Origin of the sequence: Dyadobacter soli (assembly GCF_900101885.1) — a bacterium.
Lineage (GTDB): Bacteria > Bacteroidota > Bacteroidia > Cytophagales > Spirosomataceae > Dyadobacter > Dyadobacter soli.
This window is the reverse complement of the sequence record NZ_FNAN01000040.1, coordinates 17,099-31,288: the sequence shown is the minus strand read 5'-3', so window position 1 is coordinate 31,288 and position 14,190 is coordinate 17,099. Positions and strand designations below refer to the sequence as shown.

Annotated in this window: 10 protein-coding genes; 5 read left to right on the top strand and 5 right to left on the bottom strand. The window is 46.7% G+C overall.

What is annotated here, in order from left to right:
- Positions 1 to 32 precede the first annotated feature (32 nt).
- Both BLQ88_RS36105 and BLQ88_RS36100 read left to right on the top strand, forming a co-directional pair.
- Entirely contained in the window at positions 33 to 611 is a 579-nt protein-coding gene (locus BLQ88_RS36105) for a TetR/AcrR family transcriptional regulator (protein ID WP_090157835.1), read from the top strand.
- A gap of 88 nt (positions 612 to 699) precedes the next feature.
- Entirely contained in the window at positions 700 to 1,455 is a 756-nt protein-coding gene (locus tag BLQ88_RS36100; protein WP_090157874.1) for an SDR family oxidoreductase, read from the top strand.
- 134 nt (positions 1,456 to 1,589) lie between these two features.
- Here the strand turns inward: BLQ88_RS36100 and BLQ88_RS36975 are convergent, their stop codons facing one another.
- The 3 genes from BLQ88_RS36975 to BLQ88_RS36085 all read right to left on the bottom strand — a co-directional run bounded on the left by BLQ88_RS36975 (position 1,590) and on the right by BLQ88_RS36085 (position 7,887).
- Entirely contained in the window at positions 1,590 to 1,739 is a 150-nt protein-coding gene (locus tag BLQ88_RS36975; protein WP_176885213.1) for a hypothetical protein, read from the bottom strand.
- Between the two features lie 562 nt (positions 1,740 to 2,301).
- Positions 2,302 to 4,713 carry an ABC transporter permease gene (locus BLQ88_RS36090; protein ID WP_090157872.1) on the bottom strand — a complete coding sequence of 804 codons (2,412 nt, stop codon included), beginning with the start codon at positions 4,711 to 4,713 and terminating at the stop codon, positions 2,302 to 2,304.
- A gap of 198 nt (positions 4,714 to 4,911) precedes the next feature.
- Positions 4,912 to 7,887 carry a BspA family leucine-rich repeat surface protein gene (locus BLQ88_RS36085; RefSeq protein WP_090157871.1) on the bottom strand — a complete coding sequence of 992 codons (2,976 nt, stop codon included), beginning with the start codon at positions 7,885 to 7,887 and terminating at the stop codon, positions 4,912 to 4,914.
- A gap of 1,111 nt (positions 7,888 to 8,998) precedes the next feature.
- Here BLQ88_RS36085 and BLQ88_RS36075 point away from each other — a divergent pair.
- Together BLQ88_RS36075 and BLQ88_RS36070 are read left to right on the top strand one after the other, a co-directional pair.
- Positions 8,999 to 10,048: a tail fiber domain-containing protein gene (locus tag BLQ88_RS36075; RefSeq protein ID WP_176885211.1), complete on the top strand. Its 1,050-nt coding sequence runs from the start codon at positions 8,999 to 9,001 to the stop codon at positions 10,046 to 10,048.
- Positions 10,049 to 10,097: 49 nt separating this feature from the next.
- A complete protein-coding gene (locus BLQ88_RS36070) occupies positions 10,098 to 11,615 on the top strand; it encodes a BspA family leucine-rich repeat surface protein (protein ID WP_090157868.1) in 1,518 nt (505 codons plus the stop codon).
- Between the two features lie 236 nt (positions 11,616 to 11,851).
- Here the strand turns inward: BLQ88_RS36070 and BLQ88_RS36065 are convergent, their stop codons facing one another.
- Positions 11,852 to 12,331: a hypothetical protein gene (locus BLQ88_RS36065; RefSeq protein ID WP_143017028.1), complete on the bottom strand. Its 480-nt coding sequence runs from the start codon at positions 12,329 to 12,331 to the stop codon at positions 11,852 to 11,854.
- A gap of 72 nt (positions 12,332 to 12,403) precedes the next feature.
- Positions 12,404 to 12,736, bottom strand: a complete 333-nt coding sequence (locus BLQ88_RS36060; RefSeq protein ID WP_090157866.1) for a T9SS type A sorting domain-containing protein — start codon at positions 12,734 to 12,736, stop codon at positions 12,404 to 12,406.
- 614 nt (positions 12,737 to 13,350) lie between these two features.
- On the opposite strand from BLQ88_RS36060, the gene BLQ88_RS36055 reads away from it, so the two are divergent.
- Positions 13,351 to 13,884, top strand: coding sequence for a hypothetical protein (locus BLQ88_RS36055; RefSeq protein ID WP_143017027.1), 534 nt, complete (start codon positions 13,351 to 13,353; stop codon positions 13,882 to 13,884).
- Positions 13,885 to 14,190 lie beyond the last annotated feature (306 nt).

Genomic DNA, 14,190 nt, shown 5'->3' with positions numbered 1-14,190 from the left:
GTTGTTAATGTAATGAACGATACAAAACAGCAATGGCCCGACCAAAAAAATTCGACGAAGCTGCCGGCTTGCAAAAAGCCATGAATGTCTTTTGGAAGAAAGGTTATGCCGGTACGTCTATCTCCGACCTGACGACAAGTATGGAAATCAACGCGCCGAGCCTGTACGCGACCTACGGCGACAAGCATAAGTTGTTCGTTTCCGCCCTGCAAACGTATTTGCAATCCCAGCACGAATGGATGCGCCAGGCGGTGTTGGAGCAAAAGCCGGTGCGGGAAATCATCCGGTATCTGCTGGCGACGCTGATTGACGCCACTTTGGAAGATCCTGAACGCCGTGGCTGCTTCATGGTCAACACGATAACGGAAATGGCCAACCAGGATACGCAGGTGTTCAGGATCGCTGCCGACAACGAGCATCAGATTCGTTCGATCCTGGCAGATCTGATCCGCAAGGGACAGACGTCCGGCGAGATCGCTTCGGAGAAAGATGCAGAAATACTGGCGAGTTTCCTTTTCATCAACTTCATGGGTATCCGGGTGATTGCCGCTACGAACAGCGATAAAAAACATCTCCACAGCGCTCTGGACGCCATTCTTTCAGCCATCTAAAAAGTTTTTTCAGTTTTATAGTGATCGTTACAAAATAAGTATGTAGTTTTGTATCGATCATTACAAAACTACATAAACAAACACGATCATGTCAAGATTAGCACATAAAACAGCAGTAGTTACAGGCGGTAACAGTGGAATTGGATTAGCCACCGTCCAGACGTTTATCGGGGAAGGTGCGGAAGTAATTTTTACCGGCCGTAATGCCGATGCCAACAACGAAGCCGTACAGGCACTTGGAAGCAAAGCGCACGGTATTGTCTCGGACGCAGGCAAATGGGAGGATATTCAATCGCTCAAAGCGCAGGTTGAAGCGATCGCTCCGAAGGTGGATATTCTTTTTATCAATGCAGGCATCGCGCAGTTCGCTCCGGTGGATCAGGTGAGCGAGGATTTCTTCGATAAAATCCTGGATGTCAATTTCAAAGGCGCATATTTTACGATCCAGGCATTGCTGCCGCTGGTAAATGACGGCGGGTCAATCATCCTGAACACTTCGATCAATGCGCACGTGGGTATGCCTGGCGCCAGCGTGTATGCGGCATCGAAAGCGGCGCTGCTCACACTCGCTAAAAACCTTTCGGCGGAGCTGGTTTCCAGAAAAATCCGTGTAAATGCCATTAGCCCGGGCCCGGTAGCTACGCCGCTTCATACCCCCGAGAAATTCGGTATCTCCGAGGACGACTTCAAACAAATAGGAGAGAGCATTGCGGCCCAGATCCCGGCCGGACGTTTCGGTGCTCCCGAAGAGATCGCGAATGCGGCTGTGTATTTCGCTTCCGACGAGTCGCGGTTCCTGCTCGGTACCGAGTTGATCATCGATGGCGGTATGGCCACCCTCTAAGGCAACTCATCGTTTTTTAAATGCTGAAATTCCGCTTGATCCCCAGCTTCTTCATTTTGGAGTCCAGGGTGGTCGGCGGAATTTTCAATATGGCGGCCGCGCCGTCCTCGCCAATACGCCATTTCGATGATATTTTAAAGTTCGCGGAAATTACCGGTCCAGTCGTAAGCGACCAGGCTGGACATTATCAAGTTTGTCGGTAATGTCGCACCATTCACCTCGATCAACGGCGTAGGCATGCCAATGCTGAAACGCTGTCCCATAAACTCCTGCGGAATCTTCAATGCCCTTATTCAGCTCATCTCGAGGGATGTCTATTTGAACCTTAGGAACATAAGCACTATCCTGACATTTTAGATAAGGCCTCTAAGGTTGACAACTGGAATCAATATTCCGAGGCTGGGAGCCATATGGATTAAGGTTATACAATAGAAGTGATTTCAAGCGTATGCTACGGTCTGAGCTTGACACAATATTGCTGAACTCATCAAGGAAATCAGCACGATACACCTATACACCATTAGTTTAGGTTTGAGATTTTTGGGCACACTTGTAATCAATCACTTAAACAAATTACTTTGTAAGAAACCCACGTCTAATAATCGATTGACATCAACAGCGATTGAATATGAAGTATTATAGCCAGAATGAATTAGAGGAAGCAAAACGCGCCATTGTTTCAACAATTAGTAAATGTGAAAAGGCATTGTTGAAATTTTCTGACAATTCATCCCAAAGGACCTTGTTAACACGAAGGATAAAAGCGCTCGTGATTTCACGGGACCTGATTGATAGTGCAATATTAAGCCAAACGATTAATAGTGAGAAAGTTTGCTAGCAGGCTCTCTATTCACTTTTTAACGATTTTACAGGGTTCATCAATGCTGCCTTGATACTTTCAAAGCTAATTGTGGCCAATGTTATCACTATTGCAATAATCGAGGCGAAAACAAAGGTTGCCGCACCGATTTCAATGTGGTAAGCAAAGTCGTTTAACCAGTGGTGCATGGCATACCAGGCAAGGGGAGAGGCGATCAATACTGCAATGATAATCAGTTTGATTACATCCTTTGAAAGCAGCATAATAATGCTTGCGATGGAGGCACCCAATACTTTTCGCACACCGATTTCTTTGGTTCGTTGCTGAGACATGAATGCAATGAGGGCAAACAAGCCGAGGCATGAAATTAGAATCGTTACAGAAGAGAATACGCGCAATATCTGAGTGATCCTGGCTTCGGTTTGATACATCTGTTCAAACTCTTGGTCCAGGAAATGATATTCGAAAGGGCGAAGCGGGAAATTTTTTTTCCAGCTTTTTGCGAGAAGCGAAATTGCTTGTGTTGCATCGGCCCCAGTTGTTTTTACCAGCAATTTTCCGAAGTAATCGTATTCAGGTATGATTGCGATCGGACCGATTTTTTCGTGCATGGACCGAAAATGAAAATCTTTTAAAACGCCTTTGACCCGACCCTGCCTTCCGTTCATATTTACTTCTTTGCCAATGGCTTGCGTAGGTGACCAGCCCATTGCTTTCACCGCGGATTCGTTCAATAAAAAAGCAAACCTGCGTAATTCCTCACCCTGCTGGGTTACCTGGGCGATGTCGGTAGCACTGAACGTTTCGCCAATCAAAAGCTTTATGCCCATGGTCTGCACGAAATCCTTTTCGACTGGAATTGCAGTAATATCGATGTAAAACCCCGTGGGCTTATCTTGCGCGCTGATCGCGTATCCCCCCTGAATATCGAGCGGTGACCCGTAAGATGCACTGACCGATTTTACACTGGTCTGCGCCATCAGATCGCCTTTAATTGATTCCAGTTTAGCCGGGGGGATGCCGGAGCTCATATCGACCACAATGATCTGCTCTGGGTTCAAGCCCAGATTTTTATTTTGGATAAAGTCAAGCTGCTGGTTTGCGATAAGCGTAGCGATTATGAACAGCATGGACACCGAAAATTGAAACACGACCAGCACGTTTCGCAAACCGACCCCATCAGACATTAAAGATCTGTTTCCCTTAAGAACTTTGGCGGGTTGGAAGCCAGATAGTATCGCAGCAGGGTATGCGCCGGAGATCAGCGTGATGACAATAACTAACACAACCAGCCCAATTTGAAAACTGGAACCGGGCCATACCGACAGGCTTAATGAGCTACCCGTCAGTAGACTTAATTCAGGAAGTCCGATAAAAGTAATGACCAGCGCCAGGATGGTAGAGACAATTGCCGTTAGTGAGCTTTCAAACATGTGCTGCATAAATAGCTGTGACCGTACCGCTCCGATGACCTTGCGTACCCCAATTTCGCGTATGCGAATGGCTGCACGGGCGGTTACCAGGTTTACAAAATTGGTACAGGCTATCAGCAGGATAAGCACTGCGATACCCGATAGAATGTATATGTATCTAGAATTACCGGAAGCTTCCATTTGATTGCTCACCGTAGAATAAAGGTGGATGTCAGTCAGTTTTTCTAAATCAAGCCTAACCTTCGAAGCGGGATCGTTGGGGTTACCTAAGTTCTTTCTGACAAAGGCATTGACCTTATCTTGAAACCTTGCCATCGAAACATTGGGCCGTAGCAGGACATAGGTATAATCGTTGGCTGAATTAAAAACTTCATTTTTCGATCTTGGCAGTGTGGTGTAACTACCCACACAATTAAATTTGATATGGGAGTATGAGGGGATATCTGAGATCACACCTGTTACTAGCAGGTTATATCGTTCATCCATCGAGATCGTTTTCCCTACGGCTTTTTGGTCTTTGAAGTACTTTCTAGCGGTACTTTGGTCAATTACAACGGAGTTTGGGTGGGAGAGCGCAGTTGATTTATTGCCCTCGATGAATGGGAAAGAGAATATATCAAAGAGTGTGGAGTCGGCGAAGACAACTTTGTTTTCCTGGTAAACCTGATCACCATTACGAACAGCAACGGAGCCATTCACGCTGAAAGGGTAAATTCGGGCAACTTTTTCAACCTCTTGAAATTCGCGTTTGAATGTTGGAGCAACCGCTGTCGGTGTCAAAGCAATATTGGAAGCCTCACCTTCGCCGTATTGGTAGAAAAGGTTTATACGGGCTATGCGGTCGTTGTTCTCAAAGAAGCGATCGTAGCGAAATTCATGGACTATATAGGTGGCCAGCATTAAAAAGCAACTGATGCCAAACGCCAGGCCCGCAATACTCACAAAGGAATTCGTTTTATATTTCCAAAGAAAGCGAATGGCGATTTTGATATAATTTTGAAGCATACGATTGAAGATTTAGGAAACCCGGACCTTTTTAAAAGTGACTGGTAGCAAGTAACCGCCTAAATATATATGCCATAATTGGGATGCGCTGTAATTCAATTGCTTAACAATACCGACTTGTTCGCTTTCGGACAAATGATGTTCGTCAGCAGCATTCGACTCTAACTGACATATGTCTTCCCTATGCAGCAAACAAATCTATTCCGATACTATCAGATTGAATGTACGTTTGGTTGCGCGCTCATAGGCGACAACCAGGTAGGTACCGGCAGGCAGGGGTTGCAGCGGCGTTATGAGCACCGTTTGCGAACCACTGGGTTTGCGCGTGAAAGCGATTGAACCTCCCTTAGCGTTGTAAAGCTGAATGCTTGCGGTGACGGGTTCGTCAATGCTGATGTGAAAGGATTGGTTTCGGACCGGGTTGGGATAAAGCACATAATCCCCAGATCGCACCACAACCGTAACGATGCGTGAATAGCTCCGTGTGCCGTCCAGATCGTATTGCGCCAGCCGGTAGTAGCTCGTGCCCGGATGGGGGGCAGGATCGATGGTTTGATACGTGTGTATAGCATTGGAATTTCCTGCCACGTCTCGGATTTCGGCTACCTGCTCAAAGCGGACCAGATCGGTGCTGCGCTCGACGACAAAACGGTCATTGCCTGTTTCCTGGGCGGTCTGCCAGCTGAGTGATATGGTATGGTCGGGGAGTGCCTTCGCTGTAAAGGAAACCAGTTTCACAGGCAGCACCATGCAATTTGGGTCCAGACCGTTGTCTGTAATAGTCCACCCTTTGACAGAGGTCAGCGACTGGTGTGCCGCAGCTGCGGCCGAACCATAGCTGATGTCAGGTAGCTCCACGCTGCGGCCAGATGGCGTTGCCGGGTTAGCCGCCCAGCCAATCAGGGTCATGCTATAATTATTGCAATCTATTGCACTATTCAAAAGAATGCCGTTCATGTCCACCGAGGCATTCAGGCTCCACTCACCCAGAGACTGATTGAAGGTTCCGGCAAAATAAAACATAGCGGTCATATTAGTCACTGCGGAGACATTCCAGGTGCCAATTGGTTGATTAAAAACATGCGCACCATTAAACATGTTGACCATATTGGTCACCGCAGAGACATCCCATGCGGCAATAGGTTGATTAAAGTCAAAAGCACCGCCAAACATGCCGCTCATATCGGTCACTGCCGAAACATCCCAGTTGCCAATAGGTTGATTAAAATTAGCTGCGCGATTAAACATTGTACTCATACTGGTCACCGAGGAAACATCCCAGGTGCCGATAGGTTGATTAAAGGCAGTTGCAGTAGTAAACATACGGATCATATTGGTCACCGCTGATACATTCCAACTGCCAATGGGCTGGTTAAAAGCATCAGCATTCGTAAACATCCCATTCATGTCAGTCACCGCGGAAACATCCCAATTGCCAATGGGCTGGTTGAAAACAGTGGCCTCCCTAAACATTAGACTCATATCGGTCACCGTCGAAACATCCCAGTTGTTCATATTCGGCGCTAATGAAAGTTTATTGCAGCCCCTAAACGCTTGACGCATCGAGGTTACGCTGGTCAGTATCGGGGCGTCTGTTGCAGAAATCGTGGAAAGATTTGAGCATCCATAGTAGGCGGCTTCAAAAGTAGACCACGCCGTGCTACCCCATTGCTCGATGGTCAGCAGTTTCTGTCGGTCTCCGCTTGCGTTGAAATGAATGCGGTGAAAAGGCGCGGCTCCGGTGGGGCTGATCGCAATCCGGAAAGTACCAGCTGCAGGGAAAGTAATCGTTTGCGGGCCGTTAAAAGTGCCGGATGCAGGCAGAAATCCGAAAACCCCGGGCTGGTTGATATTTTCATAATACACCGTGTATTCGCCTTCGGCGGGGATGGTAATCTGGTTGGATAGCGACGAACCAGGGTTATCCGTTTTCCAGGTTGTTACATAATCGGTCGCAGGGATCGGGTAGGTACAGTTCGGGTCTAGCATGTCACCTGTAATTGTCCACCCTTTGGTAACAGTCAAGAAATTCCTGGCATCCGATGCATAGGAGCCGTAAGTCCTTCCGGATAATAATCCAAGATTGCGGCCCGAAGGAGTAGCCGGGTTTGCCGCCCATCCGATCAGGGTCATACTGTAATTATTGCAATTCACCCCGCTCCCAAAAAGCATAGTGCCAATATCCACTGTGGGGTTCAAGCTCCATTTGCCCAAAGACTGATTGAAGGCAATAGCACCAAGAAACATTCCGGTCATATTGGTTACGGCCGAAACATTCCAGGAGCCAATAGGTTGATTGAAGGCAGGCGCATAAAAAAACATAGAACGCATATTGGTTACGGCCGAAACATCCCAATTGCCAATAGGCTGATTAAAAGCAGCAGCACTCGAAAACATCGATTGCATGTTAGTAACCGCTGATACATTCCAACCCCCGATAAGCTGATTGAACGCATCGGTACCATTAAACATTGAGCTCATATTGGTTACCGCCGACACATCCCAATCGTCGATAGGCTGATTAAATGCAGTGGCGCCAGTAAACATAGCGTCCATATCGGTTACCGCCGAAACATCCCAATTGCCAATGGGCTGGTTAAAGGATTCTGCGCCATTAAACATGCTAGTCATATCGGTCACGACAGATACATTCCAGTTATTCATATTGGGAGCAGATGTGAGGGAGGCACATTGGTTAAAAGCCTGTCTCATCGAAGTTACATTGGTCAGTATCGGGGCATCTGTTGCAGAAATCGCAGAAAGATTGGAGCATCCATAGTAGGCCTGTTCGAAGGTAGACCATACAGTACTACCCCATTGCTCGATGTTCAGCAGTTTCTGTCTATCTCCGCTTCCGTTGAAATGAATCCGGTGGAAAGGCGTAGCTCCGGTTGGTCTGATCGCTATCCTGTAAGTACCAGCCGCAGGCAGTGTAATAGTTTGCGGGCCGTTGAACGTGCCTGAGGCAGGCAGGCTTCCAGATGTCCCGGCAGGGATGCTTTCATAGTAAACGCTATATTCACCTTCGGCAGCAATTGTTATTTGGTTGGATAGTGATGCGCCAGGATTGTCGGTTTTCCATGTGGTCACGTAATCTGTAACGGCGATCTGGCCATAGGAAAATAGGGTGGCTACAAGTATACCGACTATTGTCAGCAGTAGATTTTTTTTCATACCAAGGTGAATGTTGTGAAATAACCCACCAAGGTCGCAACTGCGAGCGGCGATCGACGTAATAAATAATACGGTCTTTTTGTAGAAATCTAGTGACAAATTTGAAATTGCAGCGAGCACGTATCTTGTGACGCTATTCGTTGGCTGGTCGGTCAGACCTTCTTTGGCTGTCGAAGGACCGGTGAGCGCATTAAAAATGGCTCTGGCTCAGCGGCTAACAAAAAGGGAAGAAAAAACAATCCATCATCGCTCCGGCGACCCGGTCCGACCGAGGCATTCAATTTTGCTCCAAGCAGTACACTGCCCTTTTGATTGACCACCAGGTTGATACCAGCATGAGAAGTCAGGGCGAAGCGAGTGAAAACCAAATTGCTGAGCGGACTGTCGGCAAGATCCAAATCGACACTTTTCGCACAGGAACCCATAATCCCAGCAATAATTATTATTAGCAATGATGTCCTTTGTTTCAGTGATATATCTGGGATTAATATTTATGATGGTTACCCGCTAACAACGTTGTCAGAAATGTATTATTTAACCTATCGGTTGCTATCAGGCCGTAATACATTCAATCATCAATAAGTATTATCAGGGGCCGCATTACCCAAATGCACTGCGCCACGCCAACTACTCCGTGATACATCAGCTACTTCATTACCTGCCGTCCATGGGGCAGTCAGTAAGGGACCAGGGGTAAAATGGATATCCCCATCGCGTCCGACTTGTTACCCAAACGGAAACCAATCAGCGAAAATCAGGGCAGTTAATCAGGCATTGAGGTACGTCTCCCGAAGGATTAACAATTTTTTTTGTAGTGATTTTGTTATCAACCTGTAAAGAAATTCTACAAGTATATCCGATAAATGCTTAGAAGTATCCTTACCCGCGGCTGTATTTTTGGAAGTAATTGTACTCTTTTATTGGCAGTATCTATCTCTTACCAATGAATACAAATTTTACCCCAAAAACGCTTAACAAAAAATCAGTGAGATGTCGCCTGCGACGATCAGTATCTAATGCATTACTCTGCGCATTAGTTGCACCAGTAGGCGTATATGCACAAAAAACGGACACGCTCCTGGTCGGCCGGGATGCCGCACAGAACAGAAAAATGATTGTTTTTCAAGACGGCGGGTTTCTGTTGACTGGTGAGTATAACGGAGACGCGTCAGGCGAAAATGTACCTGTCGAAGGGCATGGCACGCGCATGATGTGGTATCCGGGGAAGTCCGCTTTCCGTGTAGGGACTGTTAGCAATAACCAGTGGAATGCCGCCCTGATAGGAAACCATTCCGTGGCGATGGGACAAGATGTGCGGGCATCTGCCGACAATGCGACTGCTTTTGGCCTCAGAACAACTGCAGCGCAGCAGTCATCATTTGCGGTAGGCGAAGACAACGTCGCGAGCGGGGCTGTTTCTGTTGCGATGGGTTATCATGCCAATACCAATGCTCGCCAGGGTAGTTTTGTGTTTGCCGACAGGTCCTCGGTGGACGAGCTGCGCGCCGGCGTGAACCACTCGGCCAACTGGCGCACCAGCGGCGGGTTCCGGATATTTACTTCTTCCAACCTCGCTACCGGTGTCACCATTCAGAGCGGGGCAACGGTGAGTAACTGGGGACAGTCCAACACCGTTATCTCCACATCGACGGGTGCATACCTGTCAACCTCGGGCGTATGGACGAACGTATCGGACATGAACAAAAAACATCGCTTCGAAGCGGTGTCATACGAGGATATTCTTGAAAAGTTACGGAAGCTTCCTTTAACCAAATGGAGTTATAAAGCAGATGCGGAAAATATCAAACACATTGGACCGATGGCGCAGGACTTTTACGCGGCATTTGGGCTGGGTAATGATAACCGCAGTATCGGTACGGTAGATCTCGACGGTGTAACCCTGGCGGGGGTCAAAGCGCTGGAAGAACGTACCCGCAACCTCGCGGCCGAACTGGAAAACCTGAAAGCCGATAATGCGGCATTGCGCCAGCAAATGCATGATCAAAATGGCAACTCCTGGATGGGATTTGCCGGTATCGGGTTGCTCATACTGGGGCTGGGTGGTGGTCTACTGCTCGCGCGGCGCCGCCTGCTGGCCGGTCAACACCTTCGCAAATCCGCCAGATACAGCAATCAGTCACAAATCAAAGTAACAATATGATTATAACTCGTCATAAATATCAAATGTGACGCGCATTAATTTACAGAATATGACAAAAATCTACATCCTCAGAGTAGTCCTAATGGATTTCAGAGTTCTGTTTGCTTACTTATTATTTTTTAACCTATCTGGCACGTATTCGAATGCCCAAAACACCTCAGATTTTGTAACTGTCTGGAAAACGGATAATACAATCCCCCCTATACTGCCACAAAGTGGCCCTAATCAGATCGTGCTTACAACTACGGGTATCAACTATAACATTGCCTGGGAAGAGTTGAGTAATCCTGCAAACAATGGGACAGCCGTAGGATCAGGCGAACATACGCTCACTTTTCCCACCGTAGGCACCTATGTAATACGCATATCACCCGGCAACGGGACTTTTAACAACATTAGTTTCGGACAATTTAGAGACGCACACAAGCTCGTGGAGGTCAGACAATGGGGAGATATCCAATGGGAAAGCATCTCATTTATAGCCTGTACAAGACTTAATATTACAGCAACTGATGCTCCCGATCTACGGAATGTGACCACGCTGGAAAGCTTGTTTTATGCTTGCTTGTCGCTATCCAGTGTTCCCGGGATAAGCAACTGGGATGTTAGCAAAGTGACAAATATGAGACACGCGTTTTACGGGACCCTCTTATTTAATGAGCCACTTGCCGGTTGGGATGTGGGAAATGTTACCGACATGAGTGAAATGTTTGTCTATGCTGCATTTAACCAACCAATTGGCTCGTGGAATGTAAGTAGTGTGACGAATATGTATGCTATGTTTCAAAATACGTCAAACTTTAATCAATCGCTCGGTAACTGGACGCTATCGTCGGTTCAATCAATGAACCAAATGCTGGATGCATCCGCAATGGATTGCGCCAATATGGCCACGACCTTGGAAGGATGGGCTACCAATGCCGGTACGCCCAACAATGTTATGTTTGATGCCGCCGGTATTGCATACGGTCTTCCCGCAGCAACGGCCTTAGCAGTCTTAAGAAACGAAAAAAATTGGACGATTAATATCGGTGACGCTGTCGAATGCGAGGCGCTGGATGTATCCCTGATCAGTTTTGAAGCAAAAAACAACAACGGACCAATCGAGTTAGAATGGGCGACGGCTTCAGAATCTGATAACGATTTTTTTGAAGTGGAGCGCTCGGCAGACATCCGCAACTGGGATACCATAGGCCGTATCAAAGGAGGGGGTACTGTAAATTCCGTTCGGCATTATGCATTAACAGATTTGAATCCACTGGAAGGAAAGTCGTATTACAGGCTGAAAATTGTAGATCTGGCAGGAAAGGCAGAATATTCGCATATCAAGGCTGTACATATAACGATAAACTCTACCCAGAACGTTTTCCCGAATCCAGCTACCAATACTATTACTATTTTAGGTAAAATGAGGGGGCAGGTTAAAATATATGATTTATCGGGTCGAGAAGTCCTGCGGACTCACATTAAAACCGAACGAACCATGATCCCGGTAGACAATTTATTGAGGGGAACATATCTTATAAAATCGGAAAATGGATGGGATTCGAAATTTGCAAAAGACTGACCCGGTCGCATCGCCACCCAGAAGGTTACACTGTACCGGCAAATAATACCAAAATTCCTAAATCAGTAAATCATGCACACCTTCCGTTCACTCTGGTGAAAAAAGAGCAGCATACCGCACCGAAGACCGTCCTTTAATTTTGATTCCAGCCGAATCTGTCTGTTAGCGCGAGGCTGATGTTTCTTCTTTGCGGGCACTACCGCTAAGCAACTTTTCAATCAAGGCCACTTTGTTGTTTACTTCGTGAAGGCTCGCCCTGAGCCGACCATTTCTGCCTGGAGTTCCCTGGTGCGTTTTTCCAGTGCCTGGATTGCAGCCATGTTCACTCCGTCTATGTTAACTGTATTTATAGTTGTGTCATTACTTACACCATCCAGGCCAAAGGCGGCATTGAAGTCTTGGGCCATAGGACCCCTGGTGTTATACCCTCCTGCAAAAGAGTACTTTCCGATATTGATCTCATCCCAATAGTTGTCGTCAGAGCCGACGTATCCGGCACGAAAGGCCGCCTTATCGGCATACCACATCATGCGGCGTCCTTCACCGATAACCGGAGATGCAGGCAAACCCGCGGTTGCATCGCCCGGAGCATGAAAAACCACGCTGCTATCAGCCGCATGCAGGCCAGCCCTAGGGTTGAGGGTGCCGATACCAACCTGCGCATTGGCACAAAGAGAGAACATAACCGGTATCGAAGAAAGGAAAAATCTTTTCATTGTGTACTTTTTTAGTTTTTGAGATCTTTTGAATACTTGAATGGAGCTAATGGCGGCAATCTATACTCCTTTTTACTGTTTGATCACCTTAATGACCTGGCTTGTGCCATCGCTGGATTTAGCTTCAATAAGATAAGGCCCTGACAGATAGCCCTTCATGTTAACTTGTAGCATAGGTTCAGCGGTGTTATTATGCGAATCAGATAGAACCCTGCCTGAAAGGTCAAGGAGCCTGACCCGACTGCCTTTGCTGTTTGTGGTTATAAATAGGTGATCGGCAACCGGGTTTGGATAAGCAGTGATCACAAAAGCGCCGTCCATTCGGATACTTCGTATTGCACTATATGCATAGCTGCCGTCAGCATCGACCATTTTTAACCGGTAGTATTGCCAACCTGTGCGCATAGCGTTATCATCAAATGAATATTCTCTAAGACTTTTGCTTTCACCCGCTGCCGTAACCTGGCCGATCCTGGTCCAGCGGCGTGCGTCAGGGCTATGCTGGATTTCAAAGAAATCACTGTTTCGCTCATCGGTAGTCTTCCAACTGAGTATTGCCGCTTTCTCTGCCTGTCGGAGCTGAAAGCTAACCAGTGTAACGGGTAGCGCCCCTTCCTGGGCGGCGGTAACGGAGGTGAGGTTGGTAAGGGTAGGAATGTTATTGAAAACAAAGTTGCTAGCCAGGTCGATGGTGCTGCCGGTTGTCGTGACGAATGCCTGATTGCCGTGAGCGAGTTGTAAGTGAAGTAGTTGTAACTAAAAGTGTATAATCTATGTCGAAATATCATGATGCGAATTGTTATTAGGGACTCGGTCCGTAACACACCCTGCTCGCGACGTCTGAGCGGAGTGGCTTGCGACTTGGGTTACCTGTTGGTGTAACTTTGAGTATCTTAAAGAACCAGTCTGTCCGTTAAAAATGTACGTTTATCTTTGGAAAATGGTGATTTATCTGTTTTTGGCATTTTCAAATTATACAACGGCGAATTTTGGGGCACTCACCATCAACGCTTTGTATTATGCTGTTTCGCTCATCTACAAATAATCAGCTATTGCGTCTTTTTCGAAGTGGACTTTTTTTCGCTTTTTACTTAGTGACGTTCACGGCCTCTGCACAAGTACATACTGGATCTGCTACTGCCACAACCCCGCAATTTCCAGGTGCTGATACCGTCATAAATACAGCAGGGAAATGGTATGAGAAGCAGACCATTTTCCTGGTTGGTGGAAATACGTTCGTCAAAAATGGAACGACATACACCGGTAGAAAGGCGCTATCAAAGGAATTTTCCATATCTCCGGCAGGTATGAAATTATATGTGCGTTCCCGGAAAATCAGAAACTTCACATTGACGCTGTCCCTGGCCGGGGCAGTGGGGACCATCTTTGCGACTACATCAAAGAATCGTGATAATTTGAAAGGTCTTATGTGGACATCTATTGGTGTAGGCATTGTATCCTCCTGGGGAACTGCCTATGCGAATAGTGTACGTGATCGGGCATTTTGGATTAGAAATCACGATGCGATGTCAAAATTCGACACTAAAGATTAAGAATTCCGTCTGTTCTCTAGGGTTGTACTTAGGTAGGGATAATTTAAAATCAAGACCATCAAAAAGTGATACTCTTTTTAGCTTTGAAATCCCTATTTAAGATAACTTATAGAAATTTGGATTTTTTATCCTGGTGAATCGCCTTTTTCGCTCATTGCATGATAGTAAAAGTCATTCATAAACAAGGATATTACTGGCTCATATTCCAAAGTACAATAACAACCTTTGCTTTGATTTCTATCGTCTTATCCCGACGAAACAGGATATAAATGGTCTTTCCAGTGACAGTTAATGAGTTGGAGAATC